This window comes from Pseudarthrobacter scleromae, assembly GCF_014644515.1.
Classification (GTDB): domain Bacteria; phylum Actinomycetota; class Actinomycetes; order Actinomycetales; family Micrococcaceae; genus Arthrobacter; species Arthrobacter scleromae.
Window position 1 is genome coordinate 395,060 of sequence record NZ_BMKV01000004.1, and the last position, 25,958, is coordinate 421,017.

Genomic DNA, 25,958 nt, shown 5'->3' on the forward strand with positions numbered 1-25,958 from the left:
TGAGCCATGGCTTTAGGGATGACCCGGGGTGGAACAGCGCTGAGGTACGCCGTGGTCTCGGTCCTGCTGATCGCGGCCCAGGTGGGCAGCATGTGGTTTCACTCAGCCGGTGTCTACCAGGGAGACGCGAACGTTCCGCTCAGGAAATTCCCGGAGGACCTGGACGTCTTTTTCGTTCTGACTTTCGCCCCCACGATCGTCGGCCTCAAATACCTTGCCTACGACGCAGCCGTGAGGGCGTTCACCAAGGACTAGAGGACCCCTGCACTGCTCCTCTGCTTCGGTGCCGGCTACGCGGCCGCCTTCGCGATGGACGTTGCCTGCCTGTTTGCGGCGTCGAGGCCCGTGTCCGATTCGGGGCTCGCCATCCTGGGCACAATCCTGCAAAGCCCGCTGGCCCTCGTCGCCGCCGGGGGCGTTATCGCCGCGACTGTCCTATTGAAGGACAGGCCCCCGAACACCAGGGCCACACGCGCCACCGGACCCTAAGGCAGCCGCCGTCGTAAATGTACGACGGCGGCCTGCTGCTCGTCTGCCCGGCTCCCCTACTGTCAGGCGCCCTATTGTCCCGGCGCCCGGTAGGTCGGCGTCTTCTTGGCGGCTTCGTCCAGATCCTCCACCGTCAGGAGCGGCTTCAGGCGGACGTTGACGTTCCCACTCGAATTGATCAGCAGCGACAGGGCAGCGGCACTTGCATCGTCCGGCGCCTCAAAAACGCCAAGGACGTCGTAGTAGCCAAAGGCGTAGTAAAAACTCTCCAGCGTTCCGCCGACGGACTTGAGGGCCTCCACCAGCGCCTCACGCCGCTTGGTGCCGCCTTCCTGCATGAGCCCCTTGATTCCCTGGCCAACGTAGGTGGCTTCAAACAAATACTTCGGCATGATGTTTTCCTCCTGTATTCGCGGTGCAGGAGCGGCCCAGATCCGGCCCTTCATTCCGTGGAAACGGGGTGTTGGACCCCGCTATCGCAGAAACTATTCCTCCGCCTGCAGGCAGTCAATAGGCCGCGGATTGCCAGCTGGTTTCGAAGCCTGCGTGCCTAAGCGGTGGGCCGATTTCGTGCTCCTTTCAAGCACCCGGCGTACCCTGATGCCATGGAATCCGAGGTCCGGAACCTGACCCTGCGCACCGACATCACGGTGCCGTGCCTGATCCAGGGCGACGCGGGCGCGGCACCGTTGCTCCTGCTGCATGCGTGGGGCGAATCGCGCCGCTGCTTCGACCGCCTGCTGCCCGGGCTGGCCGGCTTCCGGGTCTATGCACCGGATCTCCGCGGCCAGGGCGAGGCGGACAAACCCGTGGGCGGCTACTCCCTGGCGGAACAGGCGGAGGACGCGGCGGCCATCCTGGACGCAGCCGGGGTGGAGACGGCGTTTGTCCTCGGTTCCTCCAGCGGCGGTTACGTGGCCCAGCAGCTCGCTGCATCGCATCCCGGGCGGGTGGCCGGGCTGGTCCTGGTGGGGTCGCCGCTGAGCCTGCAGGGACTGCCGGCCTTCGCCAAGGAGGTGGACCGGCTGGCCGACCCCATCGATGAGGACTGGGTCCGGTCGTCGCTCTCCTGGTTCACCCTGCACCAGCCTGTTCCGGACTGGTACCTGGAGGAGCGGGTGCGCGACGGCGTCCGGATGCCTGCCCACGTGTGGAAGAAGATCCTGGCCGGGCTGACCGCTGCCGCCCCGCCCACCGAAGCCGGCGCCATCCGGACGCCTACGCTGATCCTCTACGGCGGCCAGGATGACCTGCTGCCACGGCAGGACCAGGAGGTCCTGGCATCGCGGATTCCTGGAGCCGTGCTGACGGTCTATCCCGACGCCGGGCACCTGGTCCTGTGGGAGTGCCCGGAGCGGGTGGCAACGGATGCCGCGGCCTTCCTGCACCCGCTCAAGAACACCCCAACCGGCCCAACCGATTCCGGGCCCTTCTATCACGGCACCAAGGCGGACGTGCGGCCCGGGGACCTGCTGGTACCCGGCTACGCTTCCAACTACGGGGGACGGAAGGCTGCGAACCACCTCTACTTCACGGCCACCCTGGACGCCGCCACCTGGGGCGCCGAACTCAGCGTGGGTGAGGGGGCCGGCAGGATCTACCGCGTGGAGCCCACCGGCGCTTTTCAGGACGACCCCAACCTCACCGACAAGAAGTTCCCCGGCAACCCCACCCGGTCCTACCGCACCCGTGAACCCCTCCGCGTGCTCGGCGAGGTTCCGGACTGGCAGCCGCACTCCCCCGAGGCGCTGCAGCACATGCTCAGCCACCTGGAGGAACTGAAACGGCAGGGCATCGAGGCCATCGACTAACCCGGGCAAGGCCGTTCGGCCCTACCCGCATCAGGCAAGCCGGCACACGCTGAAAGAAGCAGGCATCAGGGCCCAACGCCCGCAGATCCTGCAGCAAGCCCCTACCAGCCCGCGGGCTCTGAGGAACGTTCCAAAATGCCAATCGCGAAAGGGCGGCACCCCCAACGCAGCCGGGCCGCACAAACCGGGAGCCCGCGGCGGGACGCCGTCCGGCGGGTCCTCCTGGCTGCCGGGCCGCTGTCTTCGCTGCTCTACGTGGTGGCCACGGACGGGCTGGCGGCATCCCGATGGGAGGGGTACCGCCGCACGGAGCAGATGGTGAGCGAACTGTTCGCGGTGGGATCCCCCGGCCGGGACATCCTCGTCGTATTTACGTGGCTCTATACAGCCCTGTTCACCGCTTTCGGTGTGGGCGTATGGAATTCCGTGCAGGGGAACCGCGCCCTGCGCATCGCGGGCGGCCTGCTCACCGCGTACGGGCTGTGGAACATCATGGGGGCCCTGTACCCGCTGACGCTGGGAGTCGATGCGTCCGTTCCCATGCATATCTTCGCCACGAACATCCAGCTCGGACTGATGGTGGCCGCGATGTGCTTCGTGGCGGCGGGGTTCCACGGCCGGATGCGGTGGTATTCGATCCTCTCGCTCGCCGCTTCTGCGCTCATGGGCATGGTGGCGTTCATGGCAGCTCCCGGCCCTAACCTGGTGCTGGGCATCGGCGAGCGGATCAGCATCGGGGCGTTCCTGCTGTGGGTGGCAGTGCTCGCGGCGGCGCTATGGAGGAGGCCGCTGCATGCGCCCGCCGAGGAACGGCCGGATCGATCCGCTCGTTGAGGTGTTATGGGAAAGCGCGCTGCCATCTCGGCAGGACTGTTCGTGGCTGCAATTGCACTGGCGGTAGGGCTGTACCTGTTCCAGCCCTGGCGGCTCTTCACCAGCTCCACCGTGACCGAGGACATTCCGGCCGCTGCCCCGGCCGCCGTCGCGTCCCAGGAATCGTCGGCGGAGCCCAGCGCCCCCGCTGCATCCACCACGCCCAGCGTGCCCGCCGCGCCCGCCGCTCCGCGTGAACTGGCAACAGGCCAGCTCATCAGCCACGAACATGCCAGCTCCGGAACGGTACGGATCCTTGAGGTCGCGGACGGGAGCCGGATCCTCCGGCTCGAACGCCTTGACACTTCTGATGGGCCGGACTTGAAGGTGTGGCTGAGCGATGCCCCGGTCATTGAGGGAGTGGCAGGCTGGCACGTCTTCGACGACGGCGCCTACTTGGACCTGGGCGCGCTCAAAGCCAACAAGGGCGATCAGAACTACGAGATTCCGGCTGCAGCTGCTCTGGGCGACTACACCTCGGTCAGCATCTGGTGCGCACGTTTCGCTGTGTCCTTCGCCGCTGCCGAGCTGAACACGTAATCCGTGCTCCGGCCCGGAACGTCCGTCCCTGGGGCGCGCACACCGCTGGCGTAACGTTCGACGGCGAAGTGACCGCCGCTGTCGGGCCCGGGCGCGTGCCGTCCGTTTCGCGATCGTGGGTTAGAGCAGAGCGGTGACGACGGGGATGCTGGTGGTGAGTCCGAGCGCAATGAAGACCACGCCGGAGATGCAGTGGATCCATTGGGTAACCGCGGGCCGGTTGAGCCAGGTTCCGGCGGTGTGCGCACCGAGAGCGACGACGGCGAGGTAGCTGCCAATGACGGCTGCCACGGTGCCGCCAACCACGGCGACGACGTAAAGCGGACCCGCGCCGGTGGGGCTGAACTGCGGTATGAGGGCGAGAAAGAACAACCCGGTCTTGGGGTTCGTGAGGCAACACAACACCCCTGCACCGAACGCCGACCACCTCGTTGGGATACCCCCTCCTGGCTGAAGGTCACCGGCAGGGGTATCAGCGGAGGCATCACCTGGGCCTACGGCGAGGAGGGTGGTGGCGCGTGGCCCCTGCGATCCGGCCACAGATCCTGCTGCCACCGATTTCCTCGCTGCCATGCGGGCGCGGGTGTGGGTGGTGAGGGCGCGGTAGCCGAGGTAGAAGAGGTAAGCACCTCCCAGGACGCGAAGGGTGTGGAAGGCCACGGGCGAGTCCCGGAGGAAGGCTGCAACACCCGCAGCAACCAGGCCCGCCCACATAAAGATCCCTGACGCGGAGCCGACGGCGACGAAGATCCCTGCGCTCCGTCTGCGCAATGCGTACTGGAGGGTCAGCAGCGTGTCCGGCCCTGGGGTGATGGCGAGGATTACGGCTACTCCCAGCAGGGCGAGGTAGTTCGATGTGTCCACGGGAACGGCCTTTCGGGCGGGTCGGGCAGGGATGGCGGCGGAGCGCCGGGCCTCAGGAGGGGGTGTGGTGCGGAGGCCCATTTTAATCCGTTGCCCCGCACCTTCCCCTTCACTTTGGCACGGGAACACCGTGAGGGACCAGCAAGTATTTCCGTCGAATTATCAGGCATCGGCATACAATCGGCACATGCTGGATCCCCATAAGCTCATCATTCTGCGGGCGGTGATCGCTGCCGGTTCCGTTCAGGGCGCGGCCGCAGGCCTGCACCTCACTCCCGCCACGGTGAGCCAGCACTTGCAGGCCCTGGCCAGGCAGACCGGGCTGGTGCTGTTCGAGAAGAGTGGCCGGGGCATCGAGGCCACGCCGGCTGCCCTCCATCTGGCGGAGGAAAGCAGCCAGGCGCTTGCTGACCTGGAACGCCTCGAACGTACGGTGGCAGACCTCAGGGCAGGCCGGGCCGAGCGCATCACATTTGCTTGTTTCGCGTCCGTCGCCCAGGCGTGGATGCCGCATGTGGTGGGCGTGCTGCGAACCGCCTCTCCTGAAACTGTGGTGGAGATCAGCATCAACGAGCTCCACCCGGGCGGAGGACGGCACCAGCCTGACATTGACATCCGCAACGAGGCGCTCGATGCGGACCCGCTCACCATTGAGGGCTATCAGCGGCATGTCCTGGCCGAGGAAGAACTGCGGCTGGTCCTCCCCCTGAACCACCCGCTGTGCTCGCAGGACGCAGTGGCCCTGGTCCAGCTGCGGGACGAAGCATGGATCGACCACGACATTCATGACGGCCCGACCGGCCGCATCATCACCCGGGCCTGCACAACGGCAGGGTTCACTCCACGGTACGTAGCCCGGCTCGATGACCACCATGCCGCGATCAGCCTTACCGCTGCCGGCCTGGGAGTGACTCTCCTTCCCGGGATCGCGCTGTCAGGACTCCCCGAAAACCTCACCGACCGCCCCCTTACCGGTCCCACAGTGAGCCGCCGCATCGTGGCCTTCACCCGCACACACCCCGTCCGGGCCCGCCTCATCCACACCGCACTCACAGCACTCCGGGAAGCCGCTGCACCGAAAACTGTCCACGCGCAGCCGGGAAAGTAGGGCACTTCTCCCCTGTGCACCACGCGTCGAGGGGACTAGCCTGATCCGCATCAGTGCCCACCGCCGTCGAGGAGCCGTTATGCCCGGGTTTGTGCAGATCATCGAGTTCAGGACCTCACGTATCAAGGAAATCGAAGAGCTCGGCCGACCCTCAAAAACCGAGGGAAGCACTGCGCCCACGTTCCGCCGCATTGTTGCCACGGCGGACAGGGACCACCCGGGGACCTACTTCACCATCGTGGACTTCGATTCCTTCGACTCGGCAATGGAGAATTCCGGCCGGCCGGAAACCTCGGAGTTCGCCGCCAAGATGGCGAAGCTTTGCGACGGGCCCGTGATCTTCCACAACCTGGATGTCATGTGGGAGGACACCGGAGACGGTGCGGGCAACGGCTAGGAGCAGGACATGGCTTCAGGAAGCACTGAGCAGGGCAGCGCCGGGCCGGACCTGGTTGTTGATCTCGGCAACATGGCATCAGCGTCGCTGGCCGCCGTGGGCGGCAAGGCCCTCAACCTAGGCCGGCTTGTTGCCGCCGACTTCCCCGTTCCGCCGGGCTTCTGCCTGACGACGGCGGCTTACCGGAATGCCGCACCCACGGACATGGACGCCATCGCCGCCCGACTGGGCGGCATGGAACTGGACAGCATAGAACTGGACGGCATGGAACTGGACGAGGTCGGGCTGGATAGCCTCCTACCGGGCGGCACCCGCCGGGACGGTTCAGAGAGGCTGGCCATGGCGGAAACGTCCGACGGCGGTCGCGGACTTTCGCACGACGACCGGGACAGCCTCGCGCAGCAGGCCCGCGATGCCATGTTGGCAGCGCCGGTGCCGCCCGTTGTCGAGGCCGCCATCCGTGACGCCTACGCCGCGATGGGCAGCGGCCCGGTGGCGGTGCGCTCCTCCGCCACCGCCGAAGACCTCCCCTTCGCCAGCTTCGCAGGGCAGCAGGACTCCTTCATGGACGTGGACGGAGCCGACGCCGTCGTCCAGGCCGTCCGGCGCTGCTGGGCCTCGCTCTGGACGGACCGGGCGGTGGCCTACCGCACCACGAACGGGATCAGCCACCGCGAGGTGGGCCTCGCCGTCGTGGTTCAACGTATGGTGGACGCCGCCACGGCCGGTGTACTGTTCACCGCCAACCCCGTGACCGGCACCCGGACCCAGACGGTCATCGACGCCAGCTCGGGGCCGGGACAGCAGGTGGTGTCCGGCACCGTGAACCCGGACCATTTCGTGGTGGAGACGGCCTCGGGCCGGATCCTGCACCAGCCAAAGGACCAGCCGTCCACCCTGACCGGGGTGCAGCTTCGCGAACTGACCTCCCTTGGCGACGACGCCCAGCGGCTGTTCGGCGCGCCCCAGGACGTGGAATGGGTGATCGACGACGGCGGCAAAGCCTGGCTGACCCAGTCGCGGCCCATCACCACCCTCTACCCGCTGCCGGAGGAGGACCCGTTCACCGGGCAAACCAGCACGGTGGGGCCGGCCGGCGCAGCGCCAGGCGCGGACACCCGCGTTTACCTGTGCGGCACCCTGATGCAAGGCCTAACCCGCCCCCTCACCCCGATGGGCCTCCATGTGCTGGCCCTTATGCGCGGCAACAACAGCGGGCCGTGGAAAACCCTGAACCCGGGCCTGCGGATGTACGTGGACCTGACACCCATCCTCCGCAACAAATCGGGCCGCGAGGTCATTGCCAAACTGCTGCCGCTCGCGGACGGACGGTCGGCAGCGATCCTCCCTGCCCTCCTGGACGATCCGCGGTTCAGCGTTGCCCGGCCACCCCGCAGGAAAGCCGGCCGCAAGGACAAGACCGCCCCTTCCCGGACGCAGTCCAAAGGCGCTGAAGGCACCCAGGGACTGGGCGTCTTCCTGGGGATCATTCCCGGCATGGTCCGTGCCCTGCTGTGGCCGGACCGGGAACTGCGGAGGGCGCGGCGGTACCAGGACCGCCTCGCAGCCCGGCTGGCCCTCCCGCTGCCGGCCACTGCGGCCAGGCGGCTCCAGCACACCGAGGACATCCTTACCATTACGTTCAAGGGGTTGATCCAGGCCTCGCTGCCGGCCCCGGCCATGGGGTACCTGATGCTGGCCGGTGCCCGGAGGCTGCTGCGCGGAATTGCCGAGCCGCGTGAACTTGAGGCTGTGCTGCGCGGGCTGCCCCACAACGTGACCACCATCATGGACCTGGAGCTGTGGCACCTTGCCGTGTCCCTGGGGAAGGACCCGGAAGTCCGCAGGGCGTTCAGTGGGCTGACACCCGGAGACCTGGCGGTCCGCTTCAAGGCGGGCACGCTGCCCGGCGCCGCCCAGTCCGGGCTGCAGGCATTCCTGTCCCAGTACGGCCACCGGGCGGTGGCGGAGATCGACCTGGGGATGCCCAGGTGGTTCGAGGAGCCGGACCACATTCTCGGCATGGTCTCCAACTACCTCCGCGTGGAGGATCCCGAACAGGCCCCGGACCGCCAGTTCGCCAGGGCCGCCGGGCACGCGGAGGCCCGGATCAGCGAACTGGTGGAGCGTGCCGGGACGGAGAGCCGGCTGCGGGGGCGCCTGGTGGCGTTGTGCCTGCACCGGACACGGCAGCTCGCCGGCCTGCGGGAACTGCCCAAGTTCTGCATTGTGCTGGTACTGGCGGAGATGCACCGGCAGCTGGCGGAGGTGGGCGCCGAACTGGTGAAGAACGGAACCATCGGCGACGCCGGTGACGTGTTCTTCCTGGACTTCGACGAACTGCGTGTGGGCCTTCGCGGCGCGGACCTGAAGGGAATCGTCACCCGCCGCCGTCGGCTGTACGACGTCGAACTGCGGCGCCGGCGCATTCCGCGCCTCCTGCTTTCGGACGGCACCGACGTGGAAGCCGCCATGATGGCGGCCGCCGCCCTGCCGCAACAGGCTGCCGCGGACCGCCTGACGGGGACACCCGCTTCCGCGGGCACCGCCACCGGGAGGGTAAGGGTGATCATGGATCCTGTGGGCGCCCGCCTGGAACCAGGCGAAATCCTGGTGGCCCCCTCCACGGACCCCGGCTGGACGCCGCTGTTCATGACGGCAGGCGCGTTGGTGATGGAGATGGGCGGTGTCGTCTCGCACGGGGCGGTGGTGGCCCGCGAGTACGGTATTCCCGCCGTGGTGGGTGTTGCCGATGCCACCACGCGGCTGCACGACGGCCAGAGCATCACGGTGGACGGTGCGGCCGGTACCGTGACCTGGTGAGGCGGTTCACCGGGCGTTCGGCCGCCGGACTGTCGATGGCGGGCAGGGGCATTGTTGGGACATGATCTGAAGATGCGCCGATCCGGAAAGACCCTGTCCTGGTGGGTTCCGCCAACTCTGCGTGGCTACAGGATGGAGTGGCTGCGCCATGACCTGCTGGCCGGCACCGCGCTTTTCGCAATCCTGGTCCCCGCGGGCATGGCGTACGCCCAGGCCGCCGGCCTGCCACCGGTGACCGGCCTCTACGCAACGGTGGTGCCCCTGATTGTCTACGCAGCTGTGGGGCCGTCACGCGTGCTGGTGCTGGGGCCGGATTCCTCGCTTGCCCCGATGATCGTTGCGGCCCTCATCCCTTTCGCCGCGGCCAACGATGAGGAATCCGTGGCGCTGGCGGGGCTCCTGGCCATCCTGATCGGCGTCATTCTGCTGTGTGGTTCTGCCCTGCGGCTGGGAATCGTCACGGGACTCCTGTCCAAGCCCATCCGGCTCGGCTACCTCAACGGCATCGCCTTGCTGGTGGCCGTGTCCCAGATTCCCACCCTTCTGGGGATTTCCGTGGAAGGCGGCACACCCTGGGAAAGACTCCTCGCCGCGGTGCCGAAGGTACTCGCCGGGGAGACCAACATGGCGGCACTGCTGATTGGCCTGGCCTCGCTGGCGCTCATCCTGGTTCCCCGCTCGCTGAAATGGAAAATACCGGGCGTGCTGATTGCAGTGGTTGCGTCCTGCATCGCCGTGGCCCTGCTGGAACTCCAGGGGCGCGTCCGGGTGACGGGCGCCCTTCCGCAGGGGCTCCCCGCGCCTGCCCTTGGCGGCATTGGCTGGGCCGACGTCCTGGCGTTGTTGCCCGCGGCCGCGGCCATCGCCCTCATCGTCTTTGTTGATACCGGAACCCTGTCCCAGTCCCTGGCCGCGGCGGAGGACAAAAGGGTCTCCGGCAACCATGAAATGGCTGCCCTGGGTGCGGCCAACGCTGCCAGCGGGCTAATGGGCGGCTTCCCGATCTCGGCCAGCACGTCCCGCACGCCCGTGGCCGTGGAGTCCGGGGCAAAAACCCAGGTCACCGGCGTGGTGGGCGCCATCCTGGTGCTCGGCTTTATGCTCCTGGCGCCCGGCACCACCGAGTTCCTGCCGGCCGCCACCCTTGCCGCCATTGTCATCGCCGCAGCCGCAGCACTGGCCGACCCTGCAGGCGTGCTGCGGCTCATCGGCATGAGCCGCAGTGAATCGCTGGTGATGCTCGCGGCGTTTCTGGGGGTCACCATCCTGGGGGTCCTCACGGGCATCGCCGTTGCCGTTGGCCTGGCAATCCTGGACTTCCTGCGGCGGGCCTGGGAGCCCTACCGTGCTGAACTGGTGGATGTGCCCGGGGTGCCGGGATACCACGACGTAAGCCGCCATCCGGATGGGGAACGCGTCCCCGGCATGCTGATCCTGCGCTTCGACGCACCCCTGTTCTTCGGCAACGGAGCGCTGCTGGGGTCCTTCGTGCGCAACAAGCTGGACCAGGCGCCGCCCGGCACCGAACGCGTGGTTCTGGCGGCAGAGCCCGTGACGGGAATCGACACCACCGCTCTGGACGAGCTGGTGCAGCTTGACGAATGGCTGGAACGGCACGGCGTGGACCTGGTGTTCGCCGAACTCAAGGGACCGGTTAAAGACAGGCTGTTGCAGTACGGCATGGCCGCCCGCTTCTCGCCCGGACACTTCTACCCGACGGTGGGCGAGGCAGTGCGGGCGTTCCAGCGGCGCTGACAGCGGAGTTCCCTAGCCGAACAGCGCCGCCACCCGGGTCAGGGTTTGGTAGATCCCGTACGCCAGCGGGACACCCACCAGCGCCCAGGCGACGGCGAGTTTGCCGGTGGACATTGTGGCGGGCGCCTTCGCGCCGGTGTTGTGTGCGGTGCTCATCTCAGGCCTCCATGGCAGGTTCGTGTGCCCGTCCGCGGTCCGGGCGGGGTTCGTGGAATCGTGCGTCCACCGGCTTGACCATCAGGTTGGCCAGGAAGCCGATCACCAGCAGCACCACCATGGTCAGCAGCGCCGGCTGGTAGGACACGGCGTTCAGCTGGCCGGGCTTGCCCTGGGCGTCCAGGAACGCGTTGACGATCAGCGGCCCGGCCACACCGGCGGCGGACCAGGCGGTCAGCAGCCGGCCGTGGATGGCACCTACCTGGTAGGTCCCGAAGAGGTCCCGCAGGTAGGCCGGCACGGTGGCGAAACCGCCGCCGTAGAAGGAGATGATGACGAACGCCAGCGCCACGTAGAGGACCGTGGTGGTGGAGCCGGCCAGCGCCAGCACCGTGTAAAGCACGGCGCCGACGCCCAGGTACACCATGTAGATGCGCTTGCGGCCGGTGATGTCGGAGGTGGCGGACCAGGCAAAGCGTCCGGCCATGTTGCCGATGGAGAGAAGCCCCACGAAGCCTGCGGCGACGGCGGCACTCACCAGGGAGACGCCGTCGGACTGGCGGAAGAAGTCCTGGATCATCGGCGCGGCCTGCTCCAGGATGCCGATGCCTGCGGTCACGTTGCAGAACAGCGCGATCCACACCAGCCAGAACTGCCTGGTCTTGACGGCGTTCTTGGCCGAGACGTTCTCCGTGGTGACCAGCTTGGCGGCCTTGACCTTGGCGGGATCGAACCCGGCCGGCTTCCAGCCGTCCGCGGGGACCTTGATGGTGAAGGCGCCGAACAGCATGTAGGCGAGGTAGACGACGGCGAGCGTGAGGAAGAGCTTGCCCACGGCATCGCCGCTGGCCACCCAGTCCGTGGCACCGGAGTTGGGATCGTACATTCTGAGCAGCGCCGTGGAGACGGGGCTGGCGATCAGCGCGCCGCCGCCGAAGCCCATGATGGCCATGCCGGTGGCCAGGCCCGGGCGGTCCGGGAACCATTTGATCAGGGTGGACACCGGTGAGATGTAGCCGATGCCCAGGCCGATGCCGCCCACCACGCCGTAGCCGAGGTACACGAGCCAGAGCTGCTGGGTGAAGATGCCGAGCGATCCGATCAGGAAGCCGCCCGCCCAGAACATGGCTGACGTGAACATGGCCTTGCGCGGGCCGTTCCGGTCCACCCAGGTGCCCATGATGGCGGCGGACAGGCCCAGCATCACGATGGCGATGGAGAAGATCACGCCGATCTCGGTCAGGCTGGCGCCGAAATGCTTGACCAGGGCCGTCTTGTACACGCTCGTGGCGTAGGCCTGGCCGATGCAGAGGTGGACGGCGAGCGCCGCGGGCGGCACCAGCCAGCGGTTGAATCCCGGCGGGGCAACGGTTCGTTCTCGGTCCAGCCAGCCCATGGTGCTCCCTTGCTCGTCAAAGACGTCAGTGTCCTGTAGCTGCCGCAGCGCATACCCCTCCAGAGGCGAAAGTCCCTCTTACGCGCTGCGGCCTCCGGCAATCATGGGGCAAATAGTAAGCAAACGTATCTTTAATGCGGTGGGCGGTAGGTAATCCGCGACGAACGGCGCCGCCGGAGCACGGTGACAAGGGAGGCTGCACCTGCCAGCACCAGCGCACCAGCCCCGGCGGCGACAGCAGGAAGCGCAACATCGAAGGAACCCTCGGCGATGACTGCGCCTTCGGATGGAGGTGCTGAAGGAGTGGCGGCGGCGGCCGCCGGCGGGTCTTCCCTGCCCGCGGCGGCCGCAGCGGCGGAGCCGTCCGATCCGCCGTCGAACACGGTGACTGTCTTGCTTCCCCTGTTGACCACGGCCACCGAACCATCTGCCGCAATTGCCAGGCGGCCGGGGTCCTCGCCCGTGGCAAGTGTTTGGGCCACGGCATCAGCTCCCGGCGGGATCACCGAGACTGTATTGTCCACACTGTTGGTCACGTACACCGTTCCGTCCGGACCGGCCGCCACCTCCTGCGGTCCGCGGCCCACCCTGATCCGTTGCGACACGGTGGTGCCGGCGGGCTCGATGACGGCGACGTCGCCGGAGAGGACGTTCGCCACGTAGACAGTTCCATCCGGCGCGGCGGCGATGCCGTGCGGGCTGGACGTCCTCCCCACGTCAACGGTGTGCGAGGGGCCTGCGGCACCGGCGGGAATCACGGTGACGGTCCCGGCGTGCTGGTTGGCGGCGTACGCTGTGCCGTCCCTGGCCACCGCCACCTCCACCGGGAAGGGGCCGGCGTCCAGGACGCGCTCCACGCGGGTTCCACCCGGCGGAACCACCGAAACGGTCCCCTCGGAGGGACTGGCCACATACAGCGACCCGTCCGGTGCTGCGGCCAGCCAATGGTTGCCCTGCGTCAACGGAATGGTCGCGGACACCCCGCTGGCACCGGGCGCCACGACTCCCAGCTCCGTCTGCTGGGACTCGGTGTGCTGGAGCACGTACACCGTTCCGTCGGCAGTGACGGCCAGGGACGTTGAAAAATGGCCCACCGTGATGTGACGGGAGGCCTGGGCCTCGCCCGGCTGGTAGACGCTGACGCCGCCCACCCAGTTGTAGTCACTGACGTACAGAGCCCCGTCGGGACCGTACGCAATACCCAACGGCTGCCCGACGGCGTCAATCACCGTGGCATCGGCGGCGGACGCCGGAACGGCTACGACGGCGGATGCGAGCAAGATTGCGGCGCCGGCCAGCAGCGCCGTCCGGACGGAAGAGACCATGCCGGCGGCACGGCGGAACAGCTTGTGAAGCACGGTGTTTCCCCCAAAACTGCTGCCGACCCCGCGGCAACCCTCCGATACTACCGCCGGCCGCCGGGTTCGGAACCTGACTTTGGACCCATGGCCACCCGCCCCTGGCGGTGCCAGTATGTGAGCATCAGGTTCACCCCCAGGCGCCCCCAGCCGGGCAGCAAGGACGCGCGGCCATGACCTATATCAGGGACCTCAGCGATGTGGGGCCAGGAGACGTTGCCGTAGCGGGCGGCAAGGCCGTGGGGCTGGGCGGCCTCATCCGGGCCGGGCTGCCGGTCCCGCCCGGGTTCGTGCTCACCACCGCCGCGTACTCAGAGTTCGTGGACGCCAACAACCTCGCGGCCGGCATCCAGGAACTCGCGGCGCTGCCACCGGAGGCGGAGCCGCAGGCGTACCAGGATGCCTCCCGGCGGATCAGCGCCCTGTTCGCAACCGGCACCATGCCCGCCGGGATCGCCGCCGAACTCGGTGCCGCCTACGGGCGCCTCGGCAGCGGAACACCCGTGGCAGTCCGCTCCTCCGCCACGGCCGAGGACCTCGCCTCGGCCAGTTTCGCGGGGCAGCAGGAAACTTCCCTGAACGTCCGCGGCATGGTGGAACTGTCCACGGCAGTGACCGGCTGCTGGGCCTCGCTCTGGACGGCGCGCGCCATGTCCTACCGCGCGCGTGAAGGCGTGGAACCCGGCCAGGTGCGCCTCGCCGTCGTGATCCAGCAGATGGTGGAGGCCGAGGCCGCCGGGGTCATGTTCACCGCCAACCCCGCCAACGGCCGGCGGGACCAGACCGTGATCAGTGCCGCGTGGGGCCTGGGCGAATCGGTGGTCAGCGGGACGGTCACCACCGATGACGTGGTGGTGGACACCGGGACCGGCTCCGTGCTGTCGCGGCGGACAGCGGACAAGGACGTCATGACTGTCTATGCGGAGAACGGCACCCGGGAGCAGCCGGTGGCGGCAGCCCGCCGTCGTGAACCCGTCCTTGATGACCGGGAGGCGGCGGAACTTGCCGGCCACGGACAGCGGGCGGCCGGGCACTTCGGTGCGCCGCAGGACATCGAGTGGGCGCGGGCCGGCGGCAGGTTCTTCATCCTGCAGTCCCGCCCCATCACCGCGCTGCCCGAGCCAACGGCGGACACCCCGGAGGCCTGGCCCGTGCCGTACCCGAACGGGCTCTACTTCCGCGCGAGCATCGTGGAACAGCTGCCGGACCCACTCTCGCCGCTGTTCGCCGACCTGGTGGACGGCTCCGTGGCAAAGTCCCTGCAGGCCCTGATGGCGGAGGCCCTGGGCAGGAACGTCATCCGCGACGGCGACGTTGGACTGCCCACCGTGAACGGCTACGCCTACTACTATTACCGCACCTCGGGACTGCTGCGGATGACAGGCCGACTGGTGCCGGCGGTGGGTGCGCTGGCCCGGGGCAAGGCCCACATGGGGATCGAAGGCTGGCGCGGGTTCTCCCACCCCCGCTACGGGCAGGCCATCAAGGACTGGCAGGCAAAGCCGCCGGCGGAGCTTACCGGCGAGGAACTGCTGGCGGGCGCGCAGGCCCTGCTGGACGCCGGCACCGTGTATTACACGGCCGTGCAGTCCATCATTCCGCTCGCCACCAGCAGCGAGCTCGCCTTCCGCACCTTCTACGACAAGCTGGCCCGGCGTGCCGGGGATCCGCCTGCCCAGACGTTCCTCCTGGGGTACGACAGCGAACCCATCCGGGCGGAGAAGTCCCTGTGGGACCTGGCCGCCTGGGCCCGCAGTGACCCCGGTCTGACATCAGTGCTGCTGAAACGGCCGACGGCGGAGCTCGCCGAGTGCCAGCGCACAGGGTCGCCGCCCGCAGGGGTGGACGACGCCCTGTGGCAGGAGTGGCGCTTCGCCTTCCGGGAGCACCTGGACCTCTACGGCCATGCGGTCTACAACCTTGATTTCGCTACCCCGGTGGCCGCCGATGATCCGTCCACCCTCCTGGTGACGGTGAAGTTCTACCTGCGGGGGCAGGGCACCGACCCGCATGAGCGGCAGCGGCTGTTGACCGAGCGACGGGAGGCTCTGACTGAACAGGTGGCCGCCCGGCTGGGGCCGCGCCACCGGGCCGCCTTCCTCCGGCTGCTCCGGTGGGCCCAGCACACCGCGCCAATCCGCGAGGACGCGCTGGCCGACGTCGGACTCGCGTGGCCGCTGCTGCGGCAGATGCTGCTGGAACTCGGGCGCCGGCTGGTGGCTTCCGGCGTCATCACGGAGCCCGCCGACGTGTTCTGGCTGCGCTTCCAGGAGGTGCGGACCGCCGTTGAGTTCGGCCTCGCCGCACCCGGGGCCCAGGCCGTCATCACCGGAGCGAACCGCCCCGTCCGCGCTGCCGCCGTCGAGGAACGCCGGATGCTGTGGCGGGGCCAGGCGAGGGCCGCCGCCCCACAGATGCTCCCGGAGCGCCGGTGGATGGAGAAGGCCTTCGGGTCCATGATGCCGGCGGCGTCGCAGCGCCAGCACGGCGATGTCATCAAGGGCGTGGGTGCCAGTTCTGGACGGGTCACCGCTCCGGCCCGAGTCCTGGGCGGGCCCCGGGACTTCGGCCGGATGGAGCCCGGAGATGTCCTGGTTGCCCGGATCACCACGCCCGCCTGGACACCGCTGTTCGCCATGGCCTCAGCGATCGTGACGGACGTGGGCGGCCCGCTGAGCCACAGCTCCATCGTGGCCCGCGAGTACGGCATCCCCGCCGTCCTTGGCACCGGCGCGGCCACGCAGCGGCTGGCCACCGGCCAGCAGGTCACCGTGGATGGCGACGCCGGCACGGTCACCATCGAGCATCCGTGAGTGAGGAGCAGGCATGAGGGAACAGCATCCGCCGACGCTGCGTTTTCTGGGGGCGACGGACACCGTGACGGGTTCCCGGTACCTTGTCCGTTCACAAGGCCGGCAGGTCCTGGTGGACTGCGGACTCTTCCAGGGTTACAAACGCCTCCGCGACCGCAACCGCGTGCCTTTCCCGGTCAATCCCGCGAACATCGACGCCGTTGTCCTGACGCATGCACACCTGGACCACACCGGGTACATCCCCGCGCTGGTCCGGGACGGTTTCCGCGGCCCTGTGTACGCAACGGCCGGCACAACGGAGCTGTGCAAGCTGCTGCTTCCGGACAGCGGATACCTCCAGGAAGAGGAGGCCCGCTATGCAGACCACACTGGATCCACGTCGCACCACCCTCCCGTACCCCTCTATACGGCAGCCGACGCCGTCCGGTCGCTCGACAGTTTCATCACCCGCGGCTTCGATGCGCCGTTCCCGCTGCCCGGGGGCATCGAGGCAACGTTCCTGCCTGCCGGCCACATCCTCGGCGCGGCACAGGTGCACCTCAAACTGGGCGGCCGGACCGTCCACTTCACCGGGGATCTTGGCCGCGCGCAGGACCCGCTGATGTACCCGCCCCGGGCACTGGAACCGGTCAACGTGCTGGTCACCGAATCCACCTACGGCGACCGGGAGCACCCGGCGGGAAACCCGGAAACCGAACTGGGCGAGATCATCAGGCGGGTGGCCAAGCGGCAGGGGGTCATCATGATCGCTGCGTTCGCGGTGGGCCGGGCCGAGACGGTGCTGCTGCACCTCTCACGCCTCCTGGCCAAAGGCGCCATTCCGCCGATCCCCGTCTACCTGAACAGCCCCATGGCCATCGACGCGTCCGGCATGTACCAGCGGCACCGCGAGGAACACCGGCTCAAGGACCACGAATTCGAGGCCATGTACAAAGTGGCCGTCCCCGTCCGCAGCCCGGACGAGTCCAAACTGCTCAACCTCCGCGGTGGGCCCATGATCATCATCTCGGCCAGCGGCATGCTCACCGGCGGACGGATCCTCCATCACCTGGCAAGCTACGGACCCGACAGGCGGAACGCCATCATCCTCAGCGGCTACCAGGCGGGCGGAACCAGGGGCGCTTCCTTGGCCGCGGGCGAAAAGTACCTGCGCATCTACGGCCAGGAAGTCAGGATCGAGGCGGAGGTCATCCAGATGGAAGGACTGTCCGCGCACGCCGACTCCAACGAAATCATCCAATGGATGAAGGCTGCCCCCCAGGCGCCGTCCATGACGTACATCACCCACGGGGAACCGGACGCCTCGGACACCCTCCGGGCGCGCATCAAGCACCAGCTCGGATGGAAAGTCCGCGTCCCGGAGCATCTGGAGACCATCTCGCTCGAGAACCCCCGCTGACGGACCGTCGGCCAGCCTCGCCCCGGGGGCGGGTGCGCCTACTCCTCGCGCATCCCGGGGTGCACCGGAACGAAGTCGATTTTGTTGCCGGAGTTCGAGCGGCCCGCGGACGTCCGGGAGTATCCCCGCGCGTCGAGGTTGTTCTTCGCCCGGAACTCCGCCAGGGCGGCGTCGTAGGCGTGGTTGAGGGCCTGGCCTGAGAACTCGCCGGTGCTGCCGTCGTTGAAATTGATCCTGATGCGGACGCTGGCGGGGTACCGCCGGTTCATCCGGATGAAGCCTTCTGCGTCCTGCTGGAGAGTAATCACGGAGAAACTGCTTTCGTTGTGGCCGGACTCCAAGTCTCGCGCACCTTGCAGCATCCACCACAAATTCGCCAATGTGACGTGAACGACAGCCTGCGAATTAGTCAAATGGACGGACGACGGGCCTTTGTGCGACACTTCACAGGTTTTGGTGTGGTGTGCGCCACTTCCGTTCACCCAACAGCGTCCACCCCCGAACCGCATCACCCGCGCTCTTCCATGGAGGGAACCCACACTTATGAGCGGTGTTTTGTCAGCAATAAATAGCGTGATCTGGAGCGACTGGCTGGTTTATCTCTGCCTCGCCACCGGAGTCTACTTCTCGGTCCGGACACGCTTCCTGCAGGTCCGGCACGTCAAGGGAATGATCGAGCAGCTGTTCCGGGGCGAAAAGTCCGCCTCCGGCGTCTCCTCGTTCCAGGCCCTGGCCATGTCCCTGTCCGGCCGCGTGGGCACAGGCAACATCGCCGGCGTCGCCACCGCGATCGCCTTCGGCGGACCGGGCGCCCTGTTCTGGATGTGGGCTGTGGCCTTCCTGGGCGCCTCCACGTCCTTCATCGAGTCCACCCTCGGCCAGATCTACAAGACCCGCGACCCGCTGTCCGGCGAATACCGCGGCGGCCCGGCCTACTACCTCTCCCGCGCGCTCTCCCACACCAAGGGCGCCGGCTTCTTCAAGGTCTACGGCTACGTCTTCGCCGCCGTGACCGTCCTGGCCTGCGGCGTCCTGATGCCGGGTGTCCAGGCCAACTCCATGGCCACCGCCATCGCCGGTGCCTGGACCATTGACCCCTGGATCGTCTCGGTCGGCTCCGTGATCGTCCTGGCGTTCGTCATCATCGGCGGCGTCAAGCGCATCGCCAGCGTCGCCTCGTTCGTGGTGCCGTTCATGGCCGTCGGCTACATCATCCTCGCCCTGATCGTCGTGTTCATCAACGCCTCCCAGCTCCCGGAGATCCTCTCGCTGGTGTTCCGCAGCGCCTTCGGCATGGATTCCGCCCTCGGCGCCATCATCGGCCTGGCCGTGATGTGGGGCGTCAAGCGCGGCGTCTACTCCAACGAGGCCGGCCAGGGCACGGGCCCGCACGCCGCTGCCGCCGCCGAGGTCTCCCACCCGGCCAAGCAGGGCCTGGTCCAGGCCTTCGCGGTGTACATCGACACGCTGTTCGTCTGCTCGGCCACCGGCTTCCTGATCCTCTCCACCGGCGCCTACCGCGTCTTCTCCGGAGGAACCGAAGACGGTGAGATCCTCGCCGAGGGCGGCCTGCTGTCCGCGACGGCCGTCGTCGGGCCCCAGTACGTGCAGACCGGGTTCGACTCCGTCTTCCCCGGCGTGGGTGCCGCGTTCATCGCCGTCACCCTGTTCTTCTTCTGCCTGACCACGATCATCGCCTACTACTACATGGCGGAAACCAACCTCCGGTTCCTGGTGGGCAAGTCCTCCAACAAGGTGATCCCCGGCATCCGTGCCAGCGTGGGCCGCGTAACCACCATGGCCCTGCAGGTGGGCATCCTGATCGCCGTCGCCTACGGCTGCGTGAACACCGCCGCCAACGCGTGGGTGATGGGGGACATCGGCGTCGGCCTCATGGCATGGCTGAACATCATCGGCATCCTGATCCTGCAGAAGCCGGCCTTTAAGGCGCTCAAGGACTTTGAGCGGCAGCAGAAGCTCGGCCTCGACCCGGTCTTCGACCCCCGGCCCCTCGGAATCACCGGGGCCACCTTCTGGGAGTCCTACAAGCCGGCCGAGCGCGAGAAGGAATCCGCCCGCGCCTAGTACGCACCGTACGCAGTACACAATGCACTGAGTACACACTGGGCCGTGCGCCGCGCCGTTTGCGCGGCGCACGGCCACACCCCCGCCGTCATCGAGGCGCCATTAACGGCGGCGTCATCAAGGCCCCTGATTCTGGAACAGAACCTCCGCTGTGATAATCCGGTAGGTATGTCTTCCTTACCCGAATCTTCGACGACGGCTTCAGCCGCCGAAGAACGCAGCGCCCGCATCGCCGTCACACTCTTCCCCGTGCTGATCCTGGCCGGAGGTGCCGTGGCGCTTGCCACCCCCACCTCCTTCACCGGACTCGGCCCCTGGATCAACCCCCTGCTGGGGGTCATCATGTTCGGCATGGGGCTGACCCTCACTCCCCCTGACTTTGCCGTTATCGCCAAACGACCCGTCCCCGTGGTGATCGGCGTGGTGGCGCAGTACGCCATCATGCCGCTGCTGGGCTGGCTGATCGCGGCGGCGCTGGGGCTGCCGCCGGCGCTGGCAGCCGGCGTCATCCTGGTGGGCTGCTGCCCCGGCGGAACAGCCTCCAACGTGGTCTCCTACCTGGCCCGGGGCGACGTCGCCCTCTCCGTGGCGATGACCACCGTGTCCACGCTGCTTGCTCCCTTGCTGACCCCCGTCCTGGCGCTGTGGCTGGCCGGCCAGTACATGCCGGTGGATGCCGGCTCCATGGCGTGGTCCATCGTGCAGATCGTGCTGTTCCCCGTGCTGCTGGGGCTCATTATCCGGCTCTTCCTGCCGCGCCTGGTCACCAAGGCGCTGCCCGCACTCCCCTGGATTTCGGTCCTCGCCATCACGGCCGTGGTGGTTGCGGTGGTTGCCGCCAGCGCGAAGGCCATCTTCGCCGCAGGGCTGCTGGTCCTTGTGGCCGTCATCCTGCACAACGGCCTCGGCTATGCCCTTGGCTACGGCGCCGCCCGCCTGTTCAAGCTGCCGGTTCCTTCCCGCCGCACCACCGCGGTTGAGGTGGGCATGCAGAACTCGGGCCTCGCGGCAGGCCTGGCCCGGCAGTACCTGACCCCCGAATCTGCACTGCCCGGCGCCATTTTCTCCGTCTGGCACAACGTGTCCGGAGCCGTGCTGGCCGCTTACTGGCGCCGCCGCAGCACTCCCGTGCAGCGCCAGGGCGAGGCGGTTCCGGCGGCCGTTACGGAGTAGTCCGGGTTCCTTCCGGAGGTCCTGCAGGCTCCGCCCGCTCCCCCGGCTTCCGGGCGATGACCGTGTACGTGCAGGGCACACGGTCCCGCTCGGCTTCGGGCCACGCGAAACCGTCCGGCACCTCCACCATGCGGGGCGCGAACTTCCACGGGAGGGTCCTCCCCTCCTCCAGGCGGAGAATCTGCAGGCCGGCTCCTATCAGGGAGTTGATGATGGCGGACAAAGGATGCGCCCACTCATAGGTCCGGGCATGCGCCACCGTGCCGTCCCCCGCGTAGGTTGTCGCGTCGTCCCAGACCTGCGCCTGGCCTGTTCCGAAGTACGGGTACCGGAGCTGCAGTCCGTCCGCGTGCTCGTCAATGGCGTACAGGGCCGGGTGCCCGTCCCTGATGTAGAAGGTCCCTCCCGGCCGCAGGAGCCCTGCCACCTGGACCGCCCAGCGCTCCAGGTCAGGCAGCCAGTTGATCGTGCCGATGCTTGTGTACACCAGATCGAAAGAGCCGACGACAGCGGCGCGGGCTTCCAGGACGTCCGTCTCCACCCACGTGGCGTCCAAGCCAAGACGCGCGGCCAGGCTGGCGGCGGACGCCAGGGCGGCCGGGGAGAAGTCGACGCCGGTGACGCGGGCCCCGGCCCTGGCCAGGGACAGCGTGTCCGTGCCGATGTGGCACTGAAGGTGGCACACGTCCAGGCCGGAGACCGTGCCGTTCGGGAGGTAGGGCACCAGGGCGGCGAGGTCCGTCCGGACCACGCTGGTCAGATATTTGGGGTCATCCAGTGCACTGATACCGTACGCCTCTTCGTGCAGGGGGACCCGGTCCTCCCAGTTGGCCAGGTTGCTGGCGCGTGCGGAATCCCAGTCGATCGCCATCCGGCTGTCACTCATGCTGGCGAGTCTATGCCAGGGCCTGCAGGTCGTGTGCCGTCCCGGACCATGCGGAATTCAGGCAGCGACTCCCACTCGGGTGGCAGCGTGTTGCGTTTCCCGTCGGGACGGAAGCCCTGCTTGAGGTAAAAGGCCAGCGCCCGCGGGTTGTCCTCCACCACCCAGAGGTAGGCTGGCCCGTCGCCGATGGCGGCACGCATCAGTGCTGCGCCGAGCCCCGTTCCATACGTCCGGCGGAGGGTGTAGATCGAGTACAGCTCCAGCGCTTCGGGGCCGTCGACGTCGCGGCCCGGTCCGGCGTCCGCGAAGCCCACCAGTTCGTTGTTGGCGTCCACGGCGATGACCCGCGGATCCGGGACAGCCAGGTGCGGCCGGCGCCGCTCCACCCGTTCCGGGATGCTGGCCCTGCGGCCGCGGAAGAACCCGGGCGAGAGCAGGTGCGGGTAGCACTCCTCATGCGCCAGTGTCTGCATGAGCACCACCGCCTCGGCGTCCTCGGGTGTGGCCTGGCGAAGCTGGAAGTCCATTGCGCCAGCCTAGCCACCGACCAGGTGAGTTTCCGTGCAGGCGCCCGGCCTCATTGTTTTCCGTTCCGCCACGCCCTACCGTGAAGGGACGGTCGGCCGAAGCAGGTGCAGCCATGCGGAGTATCTCCTGGTTATCGCGCGGCCTCCTGCTGTGCCTCCTCCTGGCCGCCACTCTCGGTGCTGCTGCCCCGCCTGCCCAGCGCGGGCAGGACTACCAGGCCGTGGACTCGTTCCTGCGGGAACAAATGGATACGCTCGGCATTCCCGGTGCCGCCATCGCCGTCGTCCGTGACGGGACCCGGGTGCACTCCGCAGCCTTCGGCCACGCTGACCCTTCCGGACGGCCGATGACTGCCCAGACCCCTGTCCTGCTTGCCTCCACCAGCAAGTCCCTCACCGCAATCGCCGTGATGCAGCAGGTTGAGGCGGGGCGGCTGCGGCTGGATGAGCCCGTGCGGACCTACCTGCCGTGGTTCACGCTCAACGACCCCCGGTCGGCGGACATCACCGTCAGGCACCTGCTCCACCAGGCCAGTGGCATGAGTTCCCGGGACACCGCTTTCGAAGCCTCCCGCCGCCAGGACCCGGAAGCACTGGAGGAAACGGTCCGCGCCCTGGCGGACGCTCCCCTGGCCGGTGAACCGGGCCGGGGCTTTCACTACGCCAGCGCCAACTTCAACATTCTGGGCGTCCTGGTGCAGACCGTCTCCGGCCAGCCTTTCGGGGACTATCTGGAAGAGCACGTCTTTGGGCCACTGGACATGTTTCACAGCCATCCCACCCGGGCTGCCGCGCAGGACGACAATGTTGCGGCCGGCTATTCCCGGTGGTTCAGCTCGTCCTGGCTGCCGACCGACGTCCCCGCACCCCTCGCCGGGATGCCGTCTAGCACCCTTTACGCCTCCGCCGAGGACCTGGGCAACGGGCTGGCGGCACTGCTCGACGGCGGCCGGTACGGAGGGGTGCGGATCCTTGAGCCGTCGAGCGTGGCGGCGATGTTCGAACCCCGGGTGCAGGTGGACGGGTCCAAGGGGTACGCCATGGGCTGGTTCACCCGGCCGCTGGTGGAGTCCGTGGCCCCCTCACGGCCGGTCCCGGACGGGGACCTGCCGCTGCTGCTGGAGCACCAGGGGGAATGGGGCAACAGCCACACCTACCTGGCCATGGTTCCGGCCTCCGGCCTTGGCGTAGCGCTGGTGATCAACGGCAACGACACTGCCGCACCATCCCGGCTGAAGGCCATCGACACCAACATCCTGCGGATCCTCCACGGCCACTCCCCCGTGCCCGCGGTCATCCACGAGGACTGGCTGCAGCGCTACAGCTGGGCCGTTGCGCTGGCTTTGCTGGTGGCGGAGGTGCTGAGCCTGTCGCTCTCGCTCCACTTCCTGCTCCGGGGACGCTCCGCCCCGGGGCGCCGGCTCGCACCCCTCGCCGTGGGCACGGCCGCGCTCGCCCTGGACGGTTTCGCCCTGTGGCTGTGCCTCGCCTACGCGCCCGCCCGGTTCGACACCCACCTGTCCGTGATCATCCGCCAGTTTCCCGACGTCGGGGTCTCGCTGGTGCCCGTCCTTGGGCTGGCGGTCATCTGGCCCATCCCGCGGACCGTATGGCTCCTGGCCCAGCTGAGGACCGCAGAAATTACCGGTCCGTCTTGACCACCGTGAACAGCACCGCCGAGTCCTCCTCCGCCTCCAGGCTGTGCAGCCCGTCCGGGACGATGAGGAGGTCACCGGCCTTGCCCTGCCAGGCCTCACCACCGGCCTTCAGCCAGACCGATCCCCTGATCACGTAAACCGTGGCCTCGCCTGGGTTCTGGTGCTCGCTCAGCTGGGTGCCGGCCCGGAAGGCCATCACCGTCTGGCGCAGCTTCTTCTCGTGGCCGCCGAACGCCGTGTCCGCCGCCCGCCCGCTGGGAACCGCCACCGCCGCCTCGAGTTGCTGGCGGGCCAGGGCATCAATCGATATCTTCTGCATTCGGACACCGTACCCATCAGGGACAGGGAGAGCTAGGGCCCTGCGTCCCTATCTCCGGGCCGGGGCCTCGTCGAACGGAAGACCACTCATCCCCACATCCAGTTGGCCAAGAGGACAATCAAGGGTGGAACGGATTGCATCAGGGCGCCCGTCCACAGCCGCCGCTCGGAGATATAGAGCACGATGCCGAGAAGGACATGGGCCGCACATCCGAACAGCACCAGGGCCCGGCCCGCTTCCACCCAGTCAGTGTTCAGCAGCACCAGGCCGGTGATCAGGCCCACGGCGTAGCTGAGGTTGTAGAACCCGAGGTTGATGGCCGCCACGCGCACCAGAGGATTCACATCCCCAGGCTTGATGAGCGTGAACTTGGAGAGCTCCGGGCGGTGATGGAAGAACACCTCCATCACGAAGACGGCGATGAGGACCACGGCGAAGAGTCCGGCGATGGACTGGCTGAGCGGGTTCATGTGACAGCGGCTCCTGTCATGGATACAAGCTACTACTCGAGCCACCCAATGTCACTACTTCTGTAGTACTCCGCGGCACCCCTCCGGATGGCCGGAAGGAAGCTCGCCAGCTCCTCCTACAGCTTCGGAATCAGGACCGGGGTGTTTTTCTTGTATTCCTCGTACTCGCGCTCGCCGCCCCACTTCTTGTCCGCCTTCTTCTCCAGGAGCGGGATGCCGCTGCCCTTGATCAGCAGCAGCGCCACGAAGACCGGGGACAGCAGGGCCACCCACTGCCACCCCTCCAGTACCGGCACGGCGAACAGGAGCACGCCGATCCAGAGCACAATCTCGCCGAAGTAGTTGGGGTGCCGGGACTTGGACCACAGGCCCGTGGAGATGAACCTGCCCTCATTGGCCGGGTCCGCCTTGAACCGGCCCTTCTGGCTGTCCGCCACTGCCTCGATGCCGAAGCCAACAGCCCACACCAGGAAGCCCGCCAATGCCCACCAGTCCAGGCCCACCCGAGTGGCGGAAGTGATCGCGATCCAGGCCGCGGCCGCGGTAAGGACCACCCACAGCCCCTGCACGGTCCAGGTGTTCAGGAAGCGGAGGAAGGACGGCTTGATCTCGTCGAAGCGGTCGTCCTTGCCGTGCTTGCTGACGCGCCGGAACAGGAAGCTTCCCAACCGCCCCGCCCACACCACCACCATGGCAGCCAGCAGCAGCCCCCGCGCATCAACGCCGGGAGTCAGCAGAACCAGGAGGACGGTGATGGAGATGTAGGTCAGGGCGCCGGTGAGGTCGTAGTACTTTTCGGTCTGCGCCTTGAACGCGGGGACAAAGGCCAGCCACTGGATGAGGAACGCCGCCGCCACCCCCAGGCCGAACAACGGGAAGCCGCCCACGGTGGCACCACCCTGGCTGCCGGCGACGGCAACGAGAGCCCCCACCAGCACCGCAACCACAAAAATGATGAGCGCCTTACGGTCCGAATCCTTCATAAGGATGTTCCTTTCCCACGCCGCGCCGGGAGCCGCAGGAGGCACCGGCACAATCGCCTCTTCAAACTGATTTGA

General features: G+C 67.8%; 24 protein-coding genes and 1 pseudogene. 14 read left to right on the forward strand and 11 right to left on the reverse strand.

The genetic code is table 11. The features are described from left to right. Positions 1 to 18: 18 nt before the first annotated feature. Positions 19 to 255: a hypothetical protein gene (locus IEX33_RS12665; protein ID WP_188730670.1), complete on the forward strand. Its 237-nt coding sequence runs from the start codon at positions 19 to 21 to the stop codon at positions 253 to 255. 305 nt (positions 256 to 560) lie between these two features. On the opposite strand, the gene IEX33_RS12670 is transcribed toward IEX33_RS12665, so the two are convergent. After that, a complete protein-coding gene (locus IEX33_RS12670) occupies positions 561 to 881 on the reverse strand; it encodes a GYD domain-containing protein (protein WP_104186321.1) in 321 nt (106 codons plus the stop codon). A 213-nt stretch (positions 882 to 1,094) separates the two neighbouring features. Between IEX33_RS12670 and IEX33_RS19355 the strand changes: the two are divergent. The 4 genes and pseudogenes from IEX33_RS19355 to IEX33_RS12685 form a co-directional block, all read left to right on the forward strand. Further along, positions 1,095 to 1,841 (forward strand): annotated as a pseudogene (locus tag IEX33_RS19355) (alpha/beta fold hydrolase); the annotation flags it as partial. A 30-nt stretch (positions 1,842 to 1,871) separates the two neighbouring features. Next, complete coding sequence (gene arr, locus IEX33_RS19360; protein WP_229675378.1) at positions 1,872 to 2,300, forward strand: NAD(+)--rifampin ADP-ribosyltransferase; 429 nt, start codon at positions 1,872 to 1,874, stop codon at positions 2,298 to 2,300. A gap of 135 nt (positions 2,301 to 2,435) precedes the next feature. After that, entirely contained in the window at positions 2,436 to 3,134 is a 699-nt protein-coding gene (locus tag IEX33_RS12680; RefSeq protein ID WP_188730674.1) for a DUF998 domain-containing protein, read from the forward strand. A gap of 6 nt (positions 3,135 to 3,140) precedes the next feature. Then, on the forward strand, positions 3,141 to 3,713 hold the full coding sequence (locus IEX33_RS12685; RefSeq protein ID WP_188730676.1) for a DM13 domain-containing protein: 573 nt from the start codon (positions 3,141 to 3,143) through the stop codon (positions 3,711 to 3,713). A gap of 120 nt (positions 3,714 to 3,833) precedes the next feature. Here IEX33_RS12685 and IEX33_RS12690 read toward each other — a convergent pair whose 3' ends face one another. Further along, a complete protein-coding gene (locus IEX33_RS12690) occupies positions 3,834 to 4,577 on the reverse strand; it encodes a LysE family translocator (RefSeq protein WP_188730678.1) in 744 nt (247 codons plus the stop codon). 187 nt (positions 4,578 to 4,764) lie between these two features. Here IEX33_RS12690 and IEX33_RS12695 point away from each other — a divergent pair, with 187 nt between their 5' ends. The 4 genes from IEX33_RS12695 (at position 4,765) to IEX33_RS12710 (ending at position 10,660) form a co-directional block, all read left to right on the forward strand. Then, entirely contained in the window at positions 4,765 to 5,685 is a 921-nt protein-coding gene (locus IEX33_RS12695; protein ID WP_188730679.1) for a LysR family transcriptional regulator, read from the forward strand. Between the two features lie 79 nt (positions 5,686 to 5,764). Beyond that, complete coding sequence (locus IEX33_RS12700) at positions 5,765 to 6,082, forward strand: hypothetical protein (protein WP_188730681.1); 318 nt, start codon at positions 5,765 to 5,767, stop codon at positions 6,080 to 6,082. 9 nt (positions 6,083 to 6,091) lie between these two features. Continuing rightward, positions 6,092 to 8,905 (forward strand): PEP/pyruvate-binding domain-containing protein, encoded by a 2,814-nt coding sequence (locus tag IEX33_RS12705; RefSeq protein WP_188730683.1) that lies wholly within the window; start codon positions 6,092 to 6,094, stop codon positions 8,903 to 8,905. Positions 8,906 to 8,977: 72 nt separating this feature from the next. After that, the gene (locus tag IEX33_RS12710; protein ID WP_188730684.1) at positions 8,978 to 10,660 is read left to right on the forward strand and encodes a SulP family inorganic anion transporter; all 1,683 of its coding nucleotides are present in this window, start codon (positions 8,978 to 8,980) and stop codon (positions 10,658 to 10,660) included. A 12-nt stretch (positions 10,661 to 10,672) separates the two neighbouring features. Here IEX33_RS12710 and IEX33_RS12715 read toward each other — a convergent pair whose 3' ends face one another. The 3 genes from IEX33_RS12715 to IEX33_RS12725 all read right to left on the reverse strand — a co-directional run bounded on the left by IEX33_RS12715 (position 10,673) and on the right by IEX33_RS12725 (position 13,570). After that, complete coding sequence (locus IEX33_RS12715) at positions 10,673 to 10,816, reverse strand: MFS transporter small subunit (protein ID WP_188730686.1); 144 nt, start codon at positions 10,814 to 10,816, stop codon at positions 10,673 to 10,675. A gap of 1 nt (position 10,817) precedes the next feature. Further along, the gene (locus IEX33_RS12720; RefSeq protein ID WP_188730689.1) at positions 10,818 to 12,212 is read right to left on the reverse strand and encodes an OFA family MFS transporter; all 1,395 of its coding nucleotides are present in this window, start codon (positions 12,210 to 12,212) and stop codon (positions 10,818 to 10,820) included. Positions 12,213 to 12,343: 131 nt separating this feature from the next. Continuing rightward, positions 12,344 to 13,570, reverse strand: a complete 1,227-nt coding sequence (locus tag IEX33_RS12725) for a Vgb family protein (RefSeq protein WP_229675364.1) — start codon at positions 13,568 to 13,570, stop codon at positions 12,344 to 12,346. 173 nt (positions 13,571 to 13,743) lie between these two features. On the opposite strand from IEX33_RS12725, the gene IEX33_RS12730 reads away from it, so the two are divergent. Continuing rightward, the gene (locus tag IEX33_RS12730) at positions 13,744 to 16,383 is read left to right on the forward strand and encodes a PEP/pyruvate-binding domain-containing protein (protein WP_188730691.1); all 2,640 of its coding nucleotides are present in this window, start codon (positions 13,744 to 13,746) and stop codon (positions 16,381 to 16,383) included. Positions 16,384 to 16,396: 13 nt separating this feature from the next. Further along, a complete protein-coding gene (locus tag IEX33_RS12735) occupies positions 16,397 to 17,782 on the forward strand; it encodes an MBL fold metallo-hydrolase RNA specificity domain-containing protein (RefSeq protein WP_188730693.1) in 1,386 nt (461 codons plus the stop codon). Between the two features lie 38 nt (positions 17,783 to 17,820). Here IEX33_RS12735 and IEX33_RS12740 read toward each other — a convergent pair whose 3' ends face one another. Next, entirely contained in the window at positions 17,821 to 18,090 is a 270-nt protein-coding gene (locus IEX33_RS12740; RefSeq protein ID WP_188730695.1) for a hypothetical protein, read from the reverse strand. Positions 18,091 to 18,325: 235 nt separating this feature from the next. On the opposite strand from IEX33_RS12740, the gene IEX33_RS12745 reads away from it, so the two are divergent. Beyond that, positions 18,326 to 19,867, forward strand: coding sequence for an alanine/glycine:cation symporter family protein (locus IEX33_RS12745; RefSeq protein ID WP_188730697.1), 1,542 nt, complete (start codon positions 18,326 to 18,328; stop codon positions 19,865 to 19,867). 168 nt (positions 19,868 to 20,035) lie between these two features. Beyond that, entirely contained in the window at positions 20,036 to 21,040 is a 1,005-nt protein-coding gene (locus IEX33_RS12750) for a bile acid:sodium symporter family protein (RefSeq protein WP_188730699.1), read from the forward strand. Here IEX33_RS12750 and IEX33_RS12755 read toward each other — a convergent pair. Further along, positions 21,030 to 21,926: a class I SAM-dependent methyltransferase gene (locus tag IEX33_RS12755; protein ID WP_188730701.1), complete on the reverse strand. Its 897-nt coding sequence runs from the start codon at positions 21,924 to 21,926 to the stop codon at positions 21,030 to 21,032. The two genes, IEX33_RS12750 and IEX33_RS12755, sit on opposite strands and share 11 nt — an antisense overlap. Beyond that, positions 21,923 to 22,453 (reverse strand): GNAT family N-acetyltransferase, encoded by a 531-nt coding sequence (locus tag IEX33_RS12760; RefSeq protein WP_188730703.1) that lies wholly within the window; start codon positions 22,451 to 22,453, stop codon positions 21,923 to 21,925. The genes IEX33_RS12755 and IEX33_RS12760 overlap by 4 nt, the downstream gene beginning before the upstream one ends. A 113-nt stretch (positions 22,454 to 22,566) precedes the next feature. Here IEX33_RS12760 and IEX33_RS12765 point away from each other — a divergent pair, with 113 nt between their 5' ends. Then, positions 22,567 to 24,111 (forward strand): serine hydrolase domain-containing protein, encoded by a 1,545-nt coding sequence (locus IEX33_RS12765; RefSeq protein ID WP_188730705.1) that lies wholly within the window; start codon positions 22,567 to 22,569, stop codon positions 24,109 to 24,111. Here IEX33_RS12765 and IEX33_RS12770 read toward each other — a convergent pair. From IEX33_RS12770 to IEX33_RS12780, 3 genes are all read right to left on the reverse strand, one after another. Next, on the reverse strand, positions 24,095 to 24,430 hold the full coding sequence (locus IEX33_RS12770) for a cupin domain-containing protein (RefSeq protein WP_188730707.1): 336 nt from the start codon (positions 24,428 to 24,430) through the stop codon (positions 24,095 to 24,097). The two genes, IEX33_RS12765 and IEX33_RS12770, sit on opposite strands and share 17 nt — an antisense overlap. An 86-nt stretch (positions 24,431 to 24,516) precedes the next feature. Beyond that, positions 24,517 to 24,900: a DUF1304 family protein gene (locus IEX33_RS12775; RefSeq protein WP_188730709.1), complete on the reverse strand. Its 384-nt coding sequence runs from the start codon at positions 24,898 to 24,900 to the stop codon at positions 24,517 to 24,519. Positions 24,901 to 25,016: 116 nt separating this feature from the next. Next, entirely contained in the window at positions 25,017 to 25,883 is an 867-nt protein-coding gene (locus tag IEX33_RS12780; protein ID WP_188730711.1) for a DUF1295 domain-containing protein, read from the reverse strand. Between the last annotated feature and the right edge of the window lie 75 nt (positions 25,884 to 25,958).